20 protein-coding genes are annotated in these 20242 nt (G+C 44.2%); 17 read left to right on the top strand and 3 right to left on the bottom strand.

Annotated features, from left to right (window positions below; all coding sequences use genetic code 11):
* Positions 1 to 19 precede the first annotated feature (19 nt).
* From E8L90_RS14480 to E8L90_RS14430, 11 genes are all read left to right on the top strand, one after another.
* On the top strand, positions 20 to 418 hold the full coding sequence (locus tag E8L90_RS14480) for a hypothetical protein (protein ID WP_137029997.1): 399 nt from the start codon (positions 20 to 22) through the stop codon (positions 416 to 418).
* A gap of 98 nt (positions 419 to 516) precedes the next feature.
* Positions 517 to 975 (top strand): chemotaxis protein CheX, encoded by a 459-nt coding sequence (locus tag E8L90_RS14475; protein WP_137029996.1) that lies wholly within the window; start codon positions 517 to 519, stop codon positions 973 to 975.
* 74 nt (positions 976 to 1049) lie between these two features.
* Entirely contained in the window at positions 1050 to 1574 is a 525-nt protein-coding gene (locus E8L90_RS14470; RefSeq protein WP_137029995.1) for a hypothetical protein, read from the top strand.
* 20 nt (positions 1575 to 1594) lie between these two features.
* Positions 1595 to 3343 (top strand): ABC transporter ATP-binding protein, encoded by a 1749-nt coding sequence (locus tag E8L90_RS14465; protein WP_137029994.1) that lies wholly within the window; start codon positions 1595 to 1597, stop codon positions 3341 to 3343.
* A gap of 45 nt (positions 3344 to 3388) precedes the next feature.
* The gene (locus tag E8L90_RS14460; RefSeq protein ID WP_137029993.1) at positions 3389 to 3913 is read left to right on the top strand and encodes a GNAT family N-acetyltransferase; all 525 of its coding nucleotides are present in this window, start codon (positions 3389 to 3391) and stop codon (positions 3911 to 3913) included.
* Positions 3914 to 4263: 350 nt separating this feature from the next.
* Positions 4264 to 5127 carry an ABC transporter permease subunit gene (locus E8L90_RS14455; protein ID WP_137029992.1) on the top strand — a complete coding sequence of 288 codons (864 nt, stop codon included), beginning with the start codon at positions 4264 to 4266 and terminating at the stop codon, positions 5125 to 5127.
* A 34-nt stretch (positions 5128 to 5161) separates the two neighbouring features.
* A complete protein-coding gene (locus E8L90_RS14450) occupies positions 5162 to 6085 on the top strand; it encodes an ABC transporter permease (protein WP_137029991.1) in 924 nt (307 codons plus the stop codon).
* Positions 6086 to 6507: 422 nt separating this feature from the next.
* Positions 6508 to 6729 carry a helix-turn-helix domain-containing protein gene (locus tag E8L90_RS14445; protein WP_003387736.1) on the top strand — a complete coding sequence of 74 codons (222 nt, stop codon included), beginning with the start codon at positions 6508 to 6510 and terminating at the stop codon, positions 6727 to 6729.
* Between the two features lie 372 nt (positions 6730 to 7101).
* Positions 7102 to 7401: a hypothetical protein gene (locus E8L90_RS14440; RefSeq protein ID WP_137029990.1), complete on the top strand. Its 300-nt coding sequence runs from the start codon at positions 7102 to 7104 to the stop codon at positions 7399 to 7401.
* Between the two features lie 253 nt (positions 7402 to 7654).
* Positions 7655 to 7897 (top strand): hypothetical protein, encoded by a 243-nt coding sequence (locus E8L90_RS14435; RefSeq protein ID WP_137029989.1) that lies wholly within the window; start codon positions 7655 to 7657, stop codon positions 7895 to 7897.
* A 23-nt stretch (positions 7898 to 7920) separates the two neighbouring features.
* A complete protein-coding gene (locus E8L90_RS14430; protein WP_137029988.1) occupies positions 7921 to 8388 on the top strand; it encodes a dATP/dGTP diphosphohydrolase domain-containing protein in 468 nt (155 codons plus the stop codon).
* A gap of 733 nt (positions 8389 to 9121) precedes the next feature.
* On the opposite strand, the gene E8L90_RS14425 is transcribed toward E8L90_RS14430, so the two are convergent.
* The 3 genes from E8L90_RS14425 to E8L90_RS14415 all read right to left on the bottom strand — a co-directional run bounded on the left by E8L90_RS14425 (position 9122) and on the right by E8L90_RS14415 (position 10989).
* A complete protein-coding gene (locus E8L90_RS14425; protein ID WP_084765727.1) occupies positions 9122 to 9205 on the bottom strand; it encodes a YjcZ family sporulation protein in 84 nt (27 codons plus the stop codon).
* Positions 9206 to 10246: 1041 nt separating this feature from the next.
* A complete protein-coding gene (locus tag E8L90_RS29930; RefSeq protein WP_162309088.1) occupies positions 10247 to 10411 on the bottom strand; it encodes a hypothetical protein in 165 nt (54 codons plus the stop codon).
* A gap of 203 nt (positions 10412 to 10614) precedes the next feature.
* Positions 10615 to 10989 carry a DUF2500 domain-containing protein gene (locus E8L90_RS14415; RefSeq protein ID WP_137033447.1) on the bottom strand — a complete coding sequence of 125 codons (375 nt, stop codon included), beginning with the start codon at positions 10987 to 10989 and terminating at the stop codon, positions 10615 to 10617.
* A gap of 354 nt (positions 10990 to 11343) precedes the next feature.
* On the opposite strand from E8L90_RS14415, the gene E8L90_RS14410 reads away from it, so the two are divergent.
* The 6 genes from E8L90_RS14410 (at position 11344) to E8L90_RS14385 (ending at position 20221) form a co-directional block, all read left to right on the top strand.
* Positions 11344 to 13533: a glycosyl hydrolase family 18 protein gene (locus E8L90_RS14410; RefSeq protein WP_137029986.1), complete on the top strand. Its 2190-nt coding sequence runs from the start codon at positions 11344 to 11346 to the stop codon at positions 13531 to 13533.
* 447 nt (positions 13534 to 13980) lie between these two features.
* Positions 13981 to 15510, top strand: coding sequence for a YcdB/YcdC domain-containing protein (locus E8L90_RS14405; protein WP_137029985.1), 1530 nt, complete (start codon positions 13981 to 13983; stop codon positions 15508 to 15510).
* A gap of 169 nt (positions 15511 to 15679) precedes the next feature.
* Positions 15680 to 16885 (top strand): ROK family transcriptional regulator, encoded by a 1206-nt coding sequence (locus tag E8L90_RS14400; RefSeq protein ID WP_137029984.1) that lies wholly within the window; start codon positions 15680 to 15682, stop codon positions 16883 to 16885.
* Positions 16886 to 17038: 153 nt separating this feature from the next.
* A complete protein-coding gene (locus tag E8L90_RS14395) occupies positions 17039 to 18319 on the top strand; it encodes an ABC transporter substrate-binding protein (protein ID WP_137029983.1) in 1281 nt (426 codons plus the stop codon).
* A gap of 69 nt (positions 18320 to 18388) precedes the next feature.
* Positions 18389 to 19348 (top strand): carbohydrate ABC transporter permease, encoded by a 960-nt coding sequence (locus E8L90_RS14390; RefSeq protein ID WP_137029982.1) that lies wholly within the window; start codon positions 18389 to 18391, stop codon positions 19346 to 19348.
* A 30-nt stretch (positions 19349 to 19378) separates the two neighbouring features.
* Positions 19379 to 20221, top strand: a complete 843-nt coding sequence (locus tag E8L90_RS14385) for a carbohydrate ABC transporter permease (protein ID WP_137029981.1) — start codon at positions 19379 to 19381, stop codon at positions 20219 to 20221.
* The last annotated feature ends 21 nt before the right edge of the window (positions 20222 to 20242 follow it).

The following is a 20242-nucleotide window of genomic DNA, read 5'->3' as shown; positions in this document are numbered from 1 at the left end:
TGTGGGAGGATTCGATTCGATGTTTTATCACGGGATCATGTGGGAATATGTTACGAGAGAGTACCCTGTGCTATCACCAAGAAGAACAGCCAGAAGGAAGCGGGGGACAGAGCAATTGCGGGATCGCATTCATTTGATCGAACAATTTGGTTTGGAGCCCGTTCATTTACTTGAGGCCGATGAGCATTACGATGCTATCCGCTGTATACAGGAATGCTTGGCATTTGGAGATACTGTTTTCGCCTTTGATCGCGTCCAGCTTCCGATGTGGCAGTTGAGTAAGCATGAGATTGGAGTAGAAATATTAGACTTGCGAACGTGCGCGGCCATCTATACCATTCGTCATGAGACTAAAGTAGAGGATTATTTTCCTCGCACACCTTGTTTTTGTGACCTTATACCTATGAAGTTTTCGTAATCCTATTGCATCTGCCAAAAATCGACATTATGATAGTCCTATACGACTTTTTGAACAACCTCTGAGAGTGAATTGCCCGGGAAAGGAAGAGAATGCAGATGATAGTCCAGTACCTTGATCCATTTCTTGAATCAGCTTCGTCCGTGATTCAACAAGTATGCAATGTCGACATTTCGCGTGGAGAGTTAGCTGAAAGAGAATGGAGCCATGTAGAAGGCCATACATGGATTCGAATCGGAATGACAGGTCAATTACAAGGTGAGGTCTTTTTCGGTTTGCAAGAGGAATTGGCTTTGCGCATTGTCTCGGCCATGATGGGCGGCTATCCGGTGCAAGAGATGGATGAGCTTGGAAAAAGTGCCATTTCCGAGTTAGGGAACATGATTTCCGGGAATGCGAGTACGCTTTTGTCCAATCGAGGAGTTATCGTAGACATAACCCCGCCCTTATTTTTACAGCAGCATGACTTGAAAGACATGGCAGGGACAGCATTGATTGCACCGCTCGATCTTCATGACATGGGCAGACTGGATATTCAAATAATTGTGATAAGATAGAGGCGGCTAATGGCCGTCTTTTTTGTGAAGGATACGTACCTACGCTTTATCATTCAAAGGAGGGAAGGAAAGAGATGGATCATTACTTCTCGATCTGCTCAGCTGAGATGTATTACGAGAAATACATGGCCTTTTTATTGGAAAACTACGACCAGCTTCGCATGCCATATTCCTTTCCTGTGGCGCTCAGTTTTCTGGCGAGTCCCGTTTTAATGGAGGGGAAAGCATTTCTTTGCTTCAACGATGACGATGAAGTGATCTGTGCCTTTTCATACATTTACGGGACAGGTGAGAATCAGTACGAAGACAAGCATATCGTTCAAATTCAGGTAATCTATTTTTTGGAACAGTATCGCAGCAGTCGCCTTTTTTTGCATGCCCTTCAGTATGTAACCGAGTATATCGCCTATATGGAGGAGGACGTGAAGGAGTTTCGATTCTGGACTTCCTCAGACGACTCTTTACGTAAATTATTTGCCAAGATTGCAGATCGAGTAGCTTCTGTGGAAACGGAAAACGGTCCATTGGATGAATATCGCGCCTCATTTCGGGCTTGGCAATCCTATGCGGCCAGGTTTCAACATGAACCATTTTTCTAATCCAAGAAGGAGACGTTACGATGCTGTTCGTCATCAAAAACCTGTTTGGCTACCTACGCCCCTATAAGTTCCTGAGTTCCCTTTTTTTCCTCACGCTTGCACTTGATCTACTTTTTTTATCCTTGGCACCTCTCAGTTTCCAGATGATCATTGATAGAGCGATTGTTCCCAAAGATATGCACGTTTTCTCAGTTATCATGATAGTCTTGGCGATTAGCGGGTTTATCTGTATCAGTGCTGGAATGATCAGTGATTATGCGCTGGCAAAACTAAATGCACGTGTGCAAAATGATTTGCGGCAAAAACTGTTTGCGCATATGCAACATTTGCCGGTCAGCTATTTCCATAAAACGCGTTCGGGCGAACTGATCTCTCACTTTTCAGTGGATTTGCCTGTCATTGACAGATCGTTAGCGATTCTCTTCACGACAGGTATTCAGTCATTGGTGGTCGTGACGATTAGTACAATGGTGTTGTTTTATTTGGAATGGGTGATGGCGCTGTGTATTTTGGTTGGGGCAATCTTGATCTTTACAGGCCCTTATATGCTTGGACGACGTGCCCACGCAATCAATGCTGCCTATAAAGAACAGCTCGCTGCTATGACGAATGATGTCCAGGAAAATACGAAAGCGCAAATGGTAATCAAGGGGTTCAACCTGCAAGCTGTCATGATCGATAAATTCATGGAAAGACTCGAATTGCTGTTGGTCAGCAACTATCGCAAAAATTTGATGGCAGCGAAGCTGGAACGAATTCCTGCGCTATGCTTACTACTCATCAACTTTACGATCATTGGCTTCGGTTCCTATTTGGCACTCACCGGGCGAATCTCTGTCGGTTCGCTTGTCGCCTTTTTCACCATGTATACGTCGATGGGGAATGCAGTGTTTAATCTGACCTTTACGCTTCCACTGATGACAGATGCACAAGTCAGTATGGAGCGAATCCAGAAGGTGCTGAATGAACCTAGTGAAAAAGTCGACCATTCTTCATCCGAACAGATTGATTTGCGTACGACTGAAGTGTCCATAAAAAACGTTACATTTGGCTATCAAGAAAATCAGTTATCCATTAAGCAAATCAACATGCAGATTCCAGCTCGGTCAAAAATTGCGATTGTTGGCTCCAGCGGGTCTGGAAAAAGCACGATCATTCAGTTGTTATTAGGCTTTTATCAACCTAGTTCTGGTCATATCGAGATAAACGGCAAAAAACTAGATGAAAGGAATCGGGGAGCCTTCCGCAACCATGTAGGGGTTGTCTTTCAGGATCACTTTCTTTTTCACGGAACAATAGCAGAAAACATCCGGCTCGGCAAACTTGACGCGACCAACGACGAGCTGAGGATGGCTGCACAGCAAGCAGAGATCCATGACTTTATCATGAGTCTACCAGACAAGTACGAGACACTAGTTTTGGATGGGGGTAGCAATCTCTCGGGGGGACAAAGGCAGCGACTTGCCATTGCTCGAGCGATTCTTCGCAATCCTTCTCTATTCATTCTGGATGAAGCAACTTCTGCTCTCGATCCCGTTTCTGAGGCTTCTATAAACAAGACCTTTGCGAAGCTTTCCAGCGATCGGACCGTCATTACGGTGACACATCGTTTGTCGACCATAACGGACATGGATCAAATATTTGTGTTGGAGCAGGGGGAACTAGTGGAGCAAGGGACACACTCTCAACTGTTGCAAAAGCGAGGCTATTACACAAGACTATGGGAGAAGCAGCAGAGAAGTTTCATCTCCTCGCACGCGGAAAGGTAGAAGTGATACGTTAACCAACAGAAAAAGAGAGGCGGTGTGTAAAGGATGCATGTTCAATTTAGAAAATGTACCAGTGACAATGATTTTGCCCAATTCACGCTATTCTTTATGCGCAATCGATTGGAATTTAGCCCTATGTTTTCCCTTAGTGACACGCTCGTTCATATTTTGACGTTTCTCCCGGATTCTCATTTGATCCTCATAGAAGACGAGCGAGGTAAATTGATCGGATGGGGCCATTATCAATACTTGACAGCAGACAGGCAACCAGACCCAGAGGGAGAAATTTGCTATATCCATTCCGTCATCGTTGAAGAAAAATATCGAAGGAGCAGGGTATTTCTAAAAGGCTTTCGCCATCTTATCAGACAGGTCCAGGAAGAGAATGACCACGTGAAACAAGTAACCTTTCATGCAGATGCTAATCATGTTTATCTGAACCGGCTCTATTCGAAATTTGCACAGCTTGCAGGGGAGCAGGAGGGGTATTATGGACAAGAAAACATCTACCTATCCGAAATCAATCAGCTCGCTTCCTATTTGAGAATGGACGCAATTGACGTTAAATAAGGAAAAATGCTATTCTTAAGAAGATATTGTCAGAAGGGAGGTCTATCAGATGATTCCAATGGTACCACGTTTGAAAGACGGAGTAAGAAAACCATTCACTGCTTCGATTCAAAATCTTCTCATGAAAAATGAGCAGCTGCGTGTAGCTACTTCTTCTACGAAGTAATCGATCAGCTATCATCTTTTTCGAATCAACTGTTCCCATGAATGGAGAAGTGGTTGACAGGCTATCCTGCTCAGCCACTTTTTTATTTCTGTTTGAATAGAATTAAAAAAAAAAATATTTTCTATTGTCTAGATGATTTTTAATAGATAGTGTATTGTTGGAACTAGTAAGGGGGTATGAGAGCTTGACCTATGTAAAACAATTAATTGGGATGTTTCTCCTGGTTATCGCCGTTTGCGGCGGGCCTTTCATGCTATATACGCAAAAGGAAGAAATCGTGTTCGAACCAGGAAATATCGTAGTCCATGCGGTATATCTGATTCAGCAGTTTGCAGAAGGCTCCCTCGGAACCTATTATTCCGGGCAAACGGAAAGGAGCATCGCAGAGGATATCCTCCCATTTGCAATTAGCTCCTTTGAACTACTATTCTCAAGTGTGATTGTCGCCGTTCTTGCTAGTATTATTTTTGGATTGCTATTGCAGCGCTTTCGGATTGTACGTCAATTTCAAAAGGTTTTGAATTTACTTGCCACCATTCCTGATTTTATCCTGATCGTTGTTTCGATTGTGGGTGCGGTCGGATTTTACAAGATGACGAACATTCGAATTATCACCCTGTCACCTGTAAGTGACTCTGAGAGTACTTGGTTTCCGATCACGCTACTGTCCATTGGACCAACGATTTTTCTTATGAAGGTAGTCAGTCTGAAGTATGCACAAATCGGCGGCGAAGACTACATTAAAACAGCTCTTGCCAAGGGGATGGGGATCTGGCATGTTCTCATTCACCACGTCTATAAAAATATCAAGCCGTTTCTCATTGCTGATTTAAAGAAGACGATTGCGATTTCGGTAGCCAACTTGTTTATTGTTGAGTACTTATTAAACGTCGTAGGATTGACCCGCTTTATTTTTAGCAAAGATGGCAGTTACGAATTCAATGCTGCTGTCATGGGATTGTTAGGTATCATTTTGCTATCCATTTTGGTCTATGGATTGATTCGTCTCATTTTGTATGTGATTGAACGCGCGGTTGTATATAAATAACCCAGACTTTTTTTGGAATGAGTGAGGGTATGGTATGAGGAAACGGTTCAATTGGTCTTTATGGCTAGGCAGTATCTTGGTATTATTTTTAATCATTATCGGTGTAGCCGGACCCTATTTAGCCCCCTATGACATCGATTACCAGGCGAAAGTGCGTAATGAGATGGTGAACGGGAAGCAAGTGATCATTTCGCCTCCTTTGGCACCGTCAAGCGAGCATCTGTTGGGTACGGATAAATGGGGCTATGATTTGCTTACAAAACTGCTCCACGGGGCACCGTATACCATTTTTATTACGCTCATGATTGCGTTTTTGCGATTATTGATGGGAGCATGGATCGGACTGAATATTGGAATATTGGACAAGCAGCAGCGTTGGTGGATTGCGATTGAGAACGCCTGGGGGTACATGCCCATATTTATTCCTGTCTATTTTTTATTGAGAGGAATCAATATCAATCCCGAATTGCCAACGTTTACGCTCGTGTTGTTTTTTGTAGTGGTCGTGGCAATCCTAGGGACGCCTTCGGTAGCTGCGTCCATCCGTCAAAAAACGGAGCAAATCAAAGAATCCCAGTACGTTTTAGCTGCCACTTCGCTGGGGGCCGGGCGGGATCAGATCATCTTTCGCCACATCCTGCCGCATTTGAAGGAGCATCTGGTCATTGTCCTGGTGACAGAGATTATTGCCACCATGACGTTGATGGGTCTTCTCGGGATATTTGGTCTTTATGTAGGCGGCACGACTATGTACTATGACCCTGTTGAGTTTCACTCGATCACACAAGAATGGGCAGGACTGCTCGGGACTTATAGAAGCTTTGTCTACACGAATTACACGTGGATCTTCCTGATCCCACTTGCTGCTTATATGCTTGCAATCGGTTCCTTTAGCCTATTGGCCAAAGGATTGCGTGATAAATTCGAACAGACGTATAGTCGTACCCCATTTATTTAAGTTGTAGTGCCCTTGATTTTTTACGAATCGAGGGCATTTTTGGTTGATCCGGTTAAAAATAATGGAATGGAAGTCGAATTGTAGGGAGCAGTATATGTGTCGGGTGAATAGACTGGAGTGTCGGGGGCGGTGTTGGCCTTGGGTTCCGATGGCAATCTCATCAGGCGAGGCGAACTCGTCGCGATCTGAACGGGGGACAACTGGCGGCCATCGTCGTCTCGAACGGAAAAATTTACGGCGGATGTCGAAGAGGTTTCTCAGCGGTGTTCGGAACCCATTGCCCATTTTCTGAATAGGATGTAAGGCAAAAGCCTAAAATCCTTGAAATTCCGGCACCATCACCCACCCCCCATCATAGGATAAGGTGACTCTGTAATCCCTCAACCTTGTTCCTGTAGAGCCCACAAGGAGGGGTGGCACGATTGAAGGGTAGCGACCAAACCAAGCCGTTGTTAACGAATCGCGAAAGAGAAGTGTTTGAACTCTTGGTCCAAGATAAGACAACCAAAGAGATTGCCGGACAACTCTTCATCAGCGAAAAGACAGTGCGCAATCACATTAGTAATGTCATGCAAAAATTAGGTGTCAAAGGTCGATCTCAGGCAGTAGTCGAACTCGTTCGACTTGGTGAACTAGAGATTTGAACCCAGTCCACCCAGCCTCCCTTTTCTTCCCTTGGTCGGAAGGGAGGGTTTTTTTATGTTGTTTTCGCGCCATATTTTTTTCATTAACATGATTGTCGTTGGATACAAGACTTATCGCAATGCTCAAGATGTAACTCATACAAATAAAATAGGTTACACATTTCTATTAGATGTAGCGCTCTTTTCAAGATAAACATTGAGTGTTAATCCAAAGTTACAACCTGTAGGAACTGTTTGATCCCACTTATGAAGAGTCTCAAGCACCTTTTACTGGGAGCAGTTGATCTTCCTGCGAAGAATGGGTAGCAGAAGGAACGGAGGGCACTATTACAGGGCTAATCGCAAGTCATATTGTTGAGGAAGGTGAAAAGAATGTTGGAGCTGACCCTGAAATTTGATCGGGCGATATTAAGTGATGAGTATCTTGAATGGGGCAAGATTCAGGAAAACGAAGCTGTGATTGGGATGCTGAACGGTAAAAAATGCATCATTCAAAATATCACAGATGAACAACATGAGCATATTAGAAAACAAGCAATGGATGCGCACCTAGCAAAACGAATCGGAAGTTACAAAAGAGAAATTAAATTAAGAAAGCCCCCAAGGTTCGGAGGCTTACGCAGGAATAAAACTACCAGGGAACACTACACGCCCCTGAATTATGTCCTTTAGGGCAATAGCCAGGCGGGTAACCGGGAGTACCACCAGGAAGGTCTTTACCATGCCCCCTACCATCCCCATATGCTAGAGCAGCACTAGATAGTGATAGAACCATAACGGTTGCTAAAGCGACAGCAACAAACTTTTTCATTGAAAGCACCTCGAATTAGTGTTTTTGGATTTCATATCCAATAGATAAGTCGTAGAAATATCGAAAAGGTTACAGAAAATTAAAAAATTTTTATTTTGACGTTACCCCTAGAGAATGAAAAAGAAAGAGAGTCTGAAAAAAGCAATGGGCAAGCAGCTAACCATTTTTGACCTAGATACTTCCCCAAGTTACAAAGAGATCGAGATGGACGGACAACTATTCAGAGCGGATAAATTTGTGAAGTCAGCGAGCGGAGGCTATGTGATTGAGGTTGAGAAGTTTTATCCGGGAGCTGGTTGGATCAAGATTCAGAATGATGAAATGATCAAGCGAATTGCAATGGCATTAGCGACTTAACATACTATTTTGGGAGTGAAAGGGTGAAGATAATATATGATTTGCTCTCACTCATAGCGATTCGGCGCATAGCAGTCCGGAGTGAGCTTGGCGAAGTCAAATATGGCGACGGACGTAATTGGGAAAGAGGCATGCCGATCCGTGAGTTTATGGATAGCGCTAGCGCTCTAAGGCACATCTTTCAGTATATGGCAGGCGACAACCAAGAAGATCATTTGGCTGCCGCAGCTTGGAATCTGAATTGTGCTATGCACCTTGAAGAAACAATGCCGCATATGCAGAACGCTCCAGCCCGTATTGCACAGCTTATTACTGAGCAACCAGAAGCCAATTCATCCGAGAATATCCATTACGCAAGTACGGGCTGTGCAAATCTGACCTTCCACGAACGGGAAGCATCGATTACTGCCAGTTATGAACTCCGAGAAGGCGGCAGAACAAATCAAACAAGTGACCAGACCGGATCACTCGCGGTCCATGGGCAGCGATAGTGAGTACATTACTGATTATGCCATTTACAACAATCAATTCAATCCTCCAATCAGACCCAATCCACCCAGCCTCGCTTTTCTTCTCTTGGTCGGAAGGAAGGCTTTTTTATGATTGGGGTTGGATACAAGACTCATCACCATGCTCAATTTGAATAATATGTATAAGCCCCGTTGGACTGGGGCTTTGAACCTAGCAATTGCAAGGGAAAGGAAAGAGGTTTATAACAAAATTTAATGGAATGGTGATGATGGTGAACGTCTCATTGCTACCAGTGTAGACCCGAACGCGAAAACCATTCGGTCCGACACTGAGCAAACAGCCAGTAAATGTATCAAATATTGTTCTTATTACTACGATTCTGTTGATTAATCGGACTGCTTTTCTACGATTCTTTCTTTGTATTTCTAAGGACACTCTTTTCGACGAAGTTGTAACACCTTTTTGCGCCGCCAATTCTGGCAACCTCCTTTTAAACGAGCTTTCATATTAAATTTGAGATGAGTTACGCGAATAATTCGCCTCCGTGGGCCAGCCATTCAGCTCACTTCTCTCACATGGTATAGAGAATGCAATTGGAGAAAGATTGGCAACTGATACGAGCCTATGGTAATCGCAAATGTGCTAATTGATACGCAAATTCATTTAATAAATGCTTATCCAAATTAACGACACAGTTTAAAGGGCAATTATGTATAAAGGGCAGCTTATAAAGCCGCCCATGGACATTGAAAATTAATCGCAACTGCAAGCAACAATTACTAACAGGACGAAGAGAACCAAAATTAAAGAAAAGTCATCAAAAAAGCCAGCGCTCATTAATGTCACTCCTTAATTGTGATTGAGGGTAACCCCAAAATTAGGGTATGTCATATAACGAACTATGTGATGGCGTTTGTACAAGAAAAATAAAATGGGTGTAAAAAATGTGATTTTTATGGTCATTTACACAATTTGTATGGTGATCAAGTTGGCTTATCTTCGGGAAGAGTAGTTTTTAACTGGTTCCCTAAGGACAAGGAATATCTGTTCACTATTACTGCTTCGAAACCAACTAACATCCTTCCAGTAGTCTTTGTCCCCTTTCAACTGTACAAATACAGTAAGGAGTTCGTCTTTTGACAAGTCTTGAATAGACAAGTTGTTGTGAAGGATATCGGAAAAGAATTTCGAAGCAAATAATTGGTTCACCATTATGGAAAAAAGCCCTTAAATAAAAGGGCTGGTAAATACGATGAGTATCTGTGTCGAAAACAACATCAGCTGAATGCCGAATCTTAATAGTTGAGAGTAGTGTTCGTGTACAGAACAAAATTTAAGACCCCTCTAAGGATCTGGATGCAAAATGAGGTAGCAGCGAAATATAAAGCTGTTCGTCCAACACTTTTGAATTGCTGATTTTGGTTAAACAAGGAAACGATCCAAACGATCAGTCCGATTGGAAAGAAAATAAAGCTAAAGAAATAAATAATTCCTTTTTCAAATTTTTTCATTGGATTTTCACCACTTAGTTTTTTATCATTTTACAGCATTTGTAATTCATTGACAAATCACACGTTTTGTTAAAGGGAGGAAGGAGACGTGAGAGCGTAAGTGAAGTGGAAGGAGAACGATCATAAGGGAATCTGTGGATGCTGCCAATTTCGCCATGATGATAGCTGGCAAAGGGCGGAGGACGTGAGTTGGATGTGAAAGTGGCGGAAATGTTAACTGGATACGATAGTTATACTATTTCCTCCAGACACCATCAGGGCAAGGAGTAAACCCACCTTTTTCATAAAACTCAGTATGTCCGCAGGCATGAGTTACCAGATAATTTGAGTAAGCCCCCAATTGGAGGCTTACTCAAATTATCTGGGATTAATATGGTGTACAATGGTGTTCATTGGGTTTTTTGCCACCACCACCCCAACTGCCGCCACCGCCGCCACTGCTACTACAATTTGGTTTACTGTATGCAAAAGCAGCCGTAGAGACTGACATTACCATAACGACTGCTAGAGCAAAAGCAAAAAGCTTTTTCATAAGTATCACCTCCTTCGTCGAATATTCTGATAATATCATAACCTGATTTCAATTTTTTGTAAAATATTGTTCTATCAACCATTTTGGGAAGCGTCGAGAAGCTCGGGCATGAGGGGCATAGGACATGGCGTCATTTAACATTAGAGAAATTGTGATGAGAGGGATATAGAGATGAGATAGGAATGTAGAAAGACGACCCTATTTTACAAAGGTCGTCTGCTGAATTCCTTATATCTGGTGCCCTGATAAGTTAATATACCTGTATCTCCTTCGACCAGTAAGCCATACTCAGTACCCCTTACCTGGAACTCCACTCTTTCGGCATCGCTTAGTTGAAAAGTAATGTAATAGTAAGTAGATACCATGGTATCATTACCGCCACCTGATGTTTTTGTACGCTTGCTAATTACTTTAGCAGGATGAGTTAGGATGGGAGATGCATTATTTGACATCCAAACCCTAATACCATTAATGATCGCTGCTAAGATGAAAAGTACAATTATTCCAGCAATCACTATAAACCACCAGGGCGGACCAAAACCACTAGAGAAAGATGGTTCGAAGTCATTTGAGAACATTCTATCATCACTCCAATATTTCATTTACATGTTATACGTACAAATAGGATTATTGTTTCCTTTTTAAGGAGAGAGTCTATTTACGATACTATTTCGGGAGTGAAGGGGTGGGGGGAAAGGGACTAACCTATGTGAAATGTGCAAGGAACGGGTCTCAGGCAGTAGTCGAACTCGTTCGACTTGGTGAACTAGAGATTTGAACCCAGTCCACCCAGCCTCTCTTTTCTTCCCTAGGTCGGAAGGGAGGGTTTTTTTATGTTCATTTGCTTCGATTTACCCTTTTATTACCATTTATGTAAGCGCTTTAGCATATTGTGATAGAAGCCGTAATAAGATGGATTTGTAACAAAATCCATGAAGATCGAGAGGGATACTATGAAATTTAAGAACTGTGTAAGGAATGTACTAATGGTAGGGGCCCTGCTTGTCACCTCCGTATTGCCTATGGCGGCACAGGCGGCGCAAGCAGAGGAAAATCAAGCGGAGGCGACAGCGGTATCCAATTACAAAATTATTGGCTACTATCCCTCGTGGGGAGCGTATGGACGAAACTACAATGTAACGGATATCGATCCCAATAAAGTAACGCATATTAACTACGCATTTGCGGATATTTGCTGGAATGGTAGACACGGTAACCCAGATCCAACGGGGCCAAATCCACAAACGTGGGCTTGCCAGGATGAAGTAGGCAATATTAATGCCCCGAATGGTACGGTTGTCCTCGGAGATCAATGGATTGATGTGCAAAAATCCTTTCCAGGAGATACGTGGGATCAGCCGATTCGTGGAAATCTGAATCAATTGGCAAAATTAAAGCAAAAAAATCCTCAATTAAAGACATTAATATCGATCGGGGGCTGGACTTGGTCCAATCGTTTCTCGGATGTAGCAGCAGATCCGGCTGCACGCCAAGTATTTGCACAGTCCTCGGTAGATTTTATTCGGAAATATCAGATGGATGGGGTCGATCTCGATTGGGAGTACCCAGTTGAAGGAGGCTTGCCAGCAAACAGCAAACGTCCAGAAGATAAGCAAAATTATACGTTGTTGCTACAGGCTGTCAGAGACAAACTCGATGCGGCTGAGGTAACGGATGGCAAACAGTACTATTTGACGATTGCCTCTGGTGCCGGCCCTAGTTATGCAGCAAATACAGAGCTGGGGAATATTGCCCGGGTTGTGGATTGGATTAATATTATGACCTACGACTTCTATGGAGCCTTCCAAAAGCAGACTGGACATAACGCGCCGTTAGCCTATGATCCGGCAGCAGGAGCAGCAGGTTTGCCAAATGCTCAAACCTATAATATCCAAACAGCTGTAGAGGGGCATCTTCGTGACGGTGTTCCTGCCAGCAAGCTCGTTCTCGGACTTCCGTTTTACGGAAGGGGCTGGTCGGGTTGCGGAACGGCGAACAATGGGGAGTATCAAAATTGCACCGGGCCTTCAACAGGAACTTGGGAAGCTGGTATGCTTGACTTCACGGATATCCAAAATAATTATGTGAACAAGAATGGCTTCACACGCTACTGGAATGACGCTGCAAAAGTGCCCTACCTCTTCAACCCGTCTTCGAAAACATATATTAGCTATGACGATGTGACCTCAATCGGTCACAAAACCTCTTATCTAACATCCAAAGGATTGGGTGGCGCAATGTTCTGGGAATTTAGCGGAGACCGTAGCAAGGTTCTGTTAGACAAAGTGAATGGCGATCTCCTGGGCGGGACGGCTCCAGTCGACAACGTACCGCCGACAGCACCAGCGAATCTCCAATCGACTGCAAAAACAGCGACAAGTGTTAGCCTGAGTTGGGGGGCTGCTACCGACAATGTAGGGGTTACTGGCTATGAGGTATATAATGGCACTCAGCTTGCGAAAACGGTAACCGGTACAAATGCGACGATTAGCGGGCTTACAGCTGGCACTACGTACCAATTCACTGTGAAGGCGAAAGATGCAGCAGGTAATTCCTCAGTAGCAAGTAATGAGGTAGCGGTTACGACGGATACGATTCAGCCAGACAATCAACCTCCAAGCACACCCACCAATCTAGTCATAACAGGGAAAACAGGCACGAGTATCAGTCTGAGCTGGGCTGCTTCTACAGACAATATCGCGGTGACGAATTACGAGGTTTACAACGGGACAGCATTAGCTGCGGATGTAACGACTACGACTGCAACTATCACGGGACTCACGCCTAACACTTCTTATACCTTCTCTGTGGTAGCGAAGGATGCAGCAGGTAATTCTTCACAGAAGAGCGTCGAGGTCGTAGGTGTAACAGATGCTGCAAATCCGGGAACCCCAGCATGGGCGCCAAATGTAAGCTACGTAGCTGGTGATTTGGTCAGCTATCAAGGCAAGGTATACAAATGTCTGCAACCACACACTTCCCTCGTAGGGTGGGAGCCAATAAATGTAGCGGCTCTCTGGCAAGTTCAACAACAAACGGCAGTTGAAGGCGTCGAGGGTTATGTAGATGAGCCGGTAGTGGAAGAGACAGAAGAAACAGAAGGAAATGTGAATACCCAATAAGTGGGAAGGGGCTGTCCCTCCAGTCATGAAAATGACGGAGGAGCAGCCCCTATTTGTTCGTTTGGAAATTAAGCAAAGGCTTTTAACAGTTGGAGGACTAATGGGATAAGATCTCCAATAAAAGTAAGAATCGCAATTGCAGTATTCATAGAAGCCCCTCCTTAAAATTCCAAATTCACTATTATTATATTAATGTTCATGATATTAATCAAGAAATATTTCCCACTTATTTCGGATTGACAAAATAGCTTATGTGAAAAAGTCATACAATGCCTTGATAAAAATAACGATTTGTCATTTTCCATTCCAATAACCCATCGTTTCTTCGATTCATCGGAGGAATGTTTTTATATGTGATTTTTTTTAGGAAAATTGAAACAAAACAGATGGAGGTTCGAATAATGAATGTGAGAAAGCAAAAATAAACAGACGAAAGGAAGAAAAATGATGAAAAAGGTTACGCACGCTGTGTCCCTCCTGATGGCTGCAAGTATTGCGATGTCATCTTCTAGCGGTGCACTGGCAGGAAAGAACGCGCTGGAAAAAATAAAAGTAGAGCAAATGACACCCGAAATAAATACGCTGGTCGAAAAAGGGGTGAAGAAAGCAGCCAGTCTCATCCCTTATTTGAAAGATTACCCTGTTACGGAAGTAGTATTGAAAGACACTCCTTATCTGCTCGTGAATAACTACAAGTCTAAAGAAAACAAAGGCGAATTCGTTATCTTGGTGCTCGACAAAAATACTGGTGATCTGCTTGAGTTTGGCAAACACAAGCTATATAACCAAAAGAGCCAAACGCTTTACCCGATCGACAAATCGAAAGAAATAGCCGTGTCGTTTATGAAAAAGTTGTACGGAGAAGACATGGCAGGATATCAGTTGGATGGGGATGGGGTTGCGAAGGTTTTCGATGGTGAAACAAATACCATTCAGTTTGTACGGATGGTCAACGGAGTTCCTTTCACAGACGACATCGTTCAGATACAAGTTGATCACGAAGGGCAAATCACAGGAAAATCCCTTGGCAAACCAATCGAAAAAATTTCCTTCGCGAAATTGGATCAGATCCTATCCAAAGAAAAAGCCGAGAAACAGCTGTCCGCCTATATGAAATTACGGTATTCCCTCGATCAAGATGGAAAAACATACAAGCTCCTCTACGTTCCAGCTTTTTCCGGTAAGTTGGATGCTGTGTCCGGCAAAGACAGCGTGAATATGCCTTATCATAGCAAAGTGAATGTGAAACCAAAGAGTCCCAGCCAGCCCTTAGCACAATCGCGCGAAGAAGCACAAGCGTATCTGACTCAGCGTACGGGTTATGATTTTTCCAAAGGAAATGTCTTTTTTGAAGATTTAACTGGTGAAAAACCTGTGATTATCGATGATTTCTGGAAAACAAGCAAATGGGAGGGGCGTACGAATTATTCGTGGAGGACTGAAGACGGATGGATTGGGAGCATGTTAATCGAGCCGAAAACAGGTTCAATCGTGTACTATCGTGTCGTAGATACAAGTGCGTCAAAGGCATCTGCCAAAAAATTGACGCAAGAGCAGGCTTTGCAATTTGCCATGAATGTATTAGCAGAGATCGTTCCTGCTGATACAGGCGAGCTGCTATTACTTCAGCCCGGAGAGCATCATGAAAGTACAAATCAATACTCCTTCGATTTTGTGAAGCAAGAGCAAGGGATTCCTGTAGAGGATTGGCGGACGTGTATCTCGATCAGCGCCAGCACTGGGAAAGTCATGGGAATCGATCTCAATGAAAAGGTCGATGGAGTGATGTCTGATCCAAAGAAGGCAATCTCCCAGGAAGAAGCGGCGGCCGCTTTGCTCAAGAAATATCCATTGCAGCTAGAGTATATCTTGCAAGAAGAAGGCAAAGCGTCTCTCGTTTATACCCTGCCGAGTTTATTCGATGCAAAAATAGATGCGTTGACGGGTGAGTTTTATACCTACGAGTCCACAGAATAAGAACAAAGAAAGAAGAACCTCCTTTTCTAACGGTAAGGGAGGTTCTTGTGATTATATTCAATCAGAAAAAGTTGATCGAAATATAAGAAAAAACAAAATTGACTAAAAATACAAATTTCAGTATGATCACTTTATAAAGTCATTGGAAAAATAAAGGATGAACGAAACGATGCGCAGAACTGGAGATCTAAAACTAATTCAAGAGCTCAATCGCTTTATTATACTTGACACCATTCGCCAGTTTGGGCCCATCTCGCGAAGTGATATCGCTAAAAAGCAGGGCATCAGTCCAACGACAGTCACCTCGGCCGTCAATGAGCTGATCCGTGACGGTATGGTTGCAGAAGATGGTACAGGTGAGTCAAAAGGTGGTCGAAAGCCGATTATGGTCCGCTTTTGTCCCGATGGTAAATTTTTGATTGGCGTCTCTATTACGAATACAGCGATTACGATTGCCGAAATGAATTTAGAAGCGGCTACAAAGCAAAAGAAAATCTATCCGGTAAAAGCTGGGCAAGTGAGTGATCTGATCATCCAGTATGTGCTGGATTCGATCGGGGACTTTCTCCAGTCAGTGGATGATGTTAGCCGTTGTATAGGTATTTCTATCATCGCACCAGGGATTGTCGATGCAGCGAGTGGGGTCATCCGTTTCAACTCCAAGCTACGCTTGCATGATGTTCCGTTAAAGGGCATGGCAGAAGAGCGTTTTGGGCTAAAAACATGGCTCGACAATGATGCCAATGCAATTGCCCTGGCAGAAAAAAACTTCGGTGGTGGACTGAATGCTGATAATCTCCTGTTTGTTACCGTAGGAGAAGGGGTTGGTTCGGGACTCGTTGTAAACGGTTCCATCTTCCGCGGAAGTCGTGGTGGAGCAGGTGAATTCGGGCATACGACAGTTGATCGAAGCGGGATGCGCTGTGACTGCGGCAACGTCGGCTGTTTGGAAAACTACGTGGCGTGGCCGGCCATTTACTCAGGCATACTGTCCGCTGTTACGCGCGGAAAAGAAACGCTCGTCATGGATTTGGCTGACGGAGATATGACAAGAATTACATTTGATGTCTTTCGCCAAGCGCTGCATCAAGGGGATCAAGTATGCCAAGACATCGTTGACGAAATCGCTTCGTACATGTCGATCGGCATTGTGAATCTGGTGAATTTGTTCAACCCGAGCCTGATCATACTCGGTGGAGAAATGATCAGGGACAACCAAATGTTGTTTGAGCGCATCCAAAAACAAGTGATGGCTCAAGCGATGGGAACGATGGTCGAAGGGCTGGAATTCCGTCCAACTGTATTGGGGGCTGATTTCGAGGTCAAGGCTGCTGCTGCTGTTTTGTTACAAGATGTGTTTCACTTCAGCTTGTAACATCTTTTTATATACTTTATTTGGTCATTGGAAAAAGAAAGTCTTACCTATCAAAAATTGTTGAAAGGGGGCGAGTCGAAAAGGGGAGCGTGTCGTGTTTGGCAATATTTTGGGGGGTAAAAGAGGAGAACGTAAATCGAGGAGGGATTTCTGATGAAGAAGTTGGTTTCGATTGCAATGGCTGCTCTCTTGGTAGCAGTGGCAGGATGTTCGGGCGGCGGACAAAGCTCCGCACCAGCTGGAACGACTGGCAGTACTGCTTCAGGCGAAAAGGTAACGCTCACCTATGCGCTGTGGGACAAAAACCAATTGCCTGCGATGGAGGAAATGGCGAAAAAGTTTAACGAAAAGAACCCGAACGTGGACATCAAAATTGAGCTAACGCCTAACAAGCAATACTGGACAAAGATGGAGGCAGCCGCAACGGGTGGCACCTTGCCGGACATTTTTTGGATTAATGGTCCACGTATTATTAAATACGCAGCGAATGACATGCTCTTGCCGCTTTCAGATCAAATTAAGGCAGATAGCATCGATCTGAACAATTATCCGAAAGCTCTCGTTGATCTCTACACCTACGATGGACAAAACTACGCGCTACCGAAAGATTTCGACACGATTGGCCTTTGGTACAACAAGAAGCTGTTTGACGACGCAAAAGTACCGTATCCAGACGAAACCTGGGATTGGAACAAGCTGAAGGAAGTAGCAAAGCAACTGACTGATGAGAAAAAAGGCGTTTGGGGAATTGCAGCACCTCCTTATGGACAGGACGGATTTTATAACACGATCTATCAAAGCGGTGGTTATATCATTTCGGAAGACAGGAAAACGTCCGGCTATGACAAACCGGAAACGATCGAAGGCCTCAAGTTTTGGACAGATCTAATCAACGAAAAAGCATCGCCAACAGCAGCACAATTGTCCGAAACAGAGGCAACACAACTGTTTGAATCAGGCAAAATCGCGATGATGTACAACGGATCATGGATGGCATCCGCTTTTAATAAGAATGAGTATACAAAGGACAAAGTGGACGTGACGTATCTTCCAAAAGGGAAAGAGAACACAAGCGTCATTCACGGCCTGGGCAACGTGATTTCGGCTAATACCAAGCATCCGAAGGAAGCATGGGAATTCGTGAAATTCTTGGGTTCGAAAGAAGGGGCAGAAATCCTGGCAAAATCGGGTGCTGCGATTCCGGCATTTAACGGAACACAGGATACATGGTTACAATCCATACCCAACTTTAATCTGAAAATTTTTATTGATCAGGCAACTTTAGCGAAACCGTATCCGATCTCCAAAGATACGGCAAAGTGGGCCAAGCTGGAAACAGAGCTCATGACCAAGGCTTGGGCTGGACAAATGAGCGTAGAGGATGCATCCAAAGAGCTTGCGCAAAAAATGAACGAAATGCTTAGCCAGGAATAAAAGGTCCATGATGGATGGCTTCGTATCATGGACGAGGCCATCTTTTTTAAAAGCTTATGTCAGGAGGGAATGAATGCGATGAGCAGCCAGTTGCAGCCTGAAATGCACGCCGCCGTCCAGCCAAAAACGAAAAAATCGTTGAATCGCATGAAGAGAAGTGATTGGTTCTGGGCGTATCTCATGATTGCTCCCACACTGATCGGGTTGAGTGTCTTCTACTTATGGCCGATCGTACAAACCATTTATTTAAGCTTTACCAAATGGGGAGGATTCGGTAAGTACAAGTGGGCCGGCTTACATAATTATGAGTTGTTGTTAAAGGACCCTTATTTGTGGATCGCACTGAAAAACACGCTGATTTATACAGTAATCGCAGTTCCAGTAGGTATTGCTATCTCCATTTTTATCGCTGTGCTGCTTAATCAGAAAATTAAGGGGATTACGATTTATCGCACCCTGTACTTCCTGCCCGTTGTGACGATGGCGGCAGCGGTGGCGATGGTGTGGAGATGGTTGTACAACGCTGATTACGGTCTGATCAATTATTTGCTGGGCTTGATAGGCATCGAGGGCCCACGCTGGATATCTGATCCCGCCATTGCTTTGTATGCGGTGATTATCGTTGCTGTTTGGAGTTCCATCGGATACAACATGGTGATTTTTCTGGCCGGACTGCAAGGCATCCCGAGAAGCTATTATGAAGCGGCAGAAATTGACGGAGCGGGACCGGTTCGCATGTTTTTCAAGATTACGTTGCCGCTGTTGACTCCTTCAATCTTTTTTGTCAGTATCACTTCCTTGATTGGGGCTTTTCAAGTATTTGACCTGATTTATCTGATGCTCGGAAGCAAAATGGGCAATCCGGCTACTGAGCAAACGCAGACGATGGCGTACTTGTTCTTTACCAATGGATTTGAATCAGGAAACGGTGGCTATGCGGCCGCAGTTGCCGTCGTGCTTCTGGTGATGATCCTGATTGTCACGGCTATTCAAATGAAGTTGCAGAAAAAATGGGTTCACTATGATTAATCAAAGCTGAACAGACGGGAGGGATAGGGAATGAGTGTTTATACGAGTCGGAATAAAACGACCAAGAAATTGTTAGTTCATCTGCTGTTGATTGCAGGTGCTCTCGTGATGATTGCGCCATTCATCTGGATGGTTCTCACTTCGCTCAAGTCACTGGGCGAATCGACACAGGTGCCTCCGGTCATTTTGCCGACCAAATATCAATGGGAGAATTACACCCATATTTTTGAGATGCTGCCGTTCTTGGACTTTTATTGGAATACCGTGATCACAACCGCGGCGAAGGTAGTCGGGCAAGTATTCCTTTGCTCGCTTGCGGCGTACGCATTCGCGCGGATTGAATTTCCAGGGCGAAACGCCTTGTTCATCCTGTTCTTGACCGTTTTGATGGTGCCAGGTCAGGTGTTTCTACTCCCACAATTTATGATCATGAAAGAGCTCGGCTGGCTGAATACGTTGACAGCATTGATTGTACCGGGCTTGTTCAGTGCATTCGGCACGTTTCTTCTGCGTCAGTTTTTCATGTCGCTGCCGAAAGAACTGGAAGAAGCGGCGAAGCTCGATGGCTGCAACCATTTTCAGATTTACTGGAGAATTATGCTGCCGTTGGCGAAGCCCGGCTTGATCGCACTCGCTATTTTCGTAGCGTTGTGGTCTTGGAACGACCTGATGTGGCCGCTCATCGTTAACAGCACGCCTGATAAAATGCCGCTCTCTGCTGGCTTGGCGTACTTGACGGGCGAGCACACCAATTTGACGAACTACCCGATATTGATGGCGGGCTCCGTTCTTGCCATTTGGCCAATGATCATCGTCTTTATTTTCTTGCAAAAGCATTTTGTCGAGGGAATTACCCTAACTGGGTCCAAATAGACTTTTTCCCAAAAGGAGTGA

Origin of the sequence: Brevibacillus antibioticus, assembly GCF_005217615.1 — a bacterium.
Classification (GTDB): Bacteria; Bacillota; Bacilli; order Brevibacillales; family Brevibacillaceae; genus Brevibacillus; species Brevibacillus antibioticus.
This window is presented reverse-complemented; position numbering and strand designations above follow the sequence as displayed.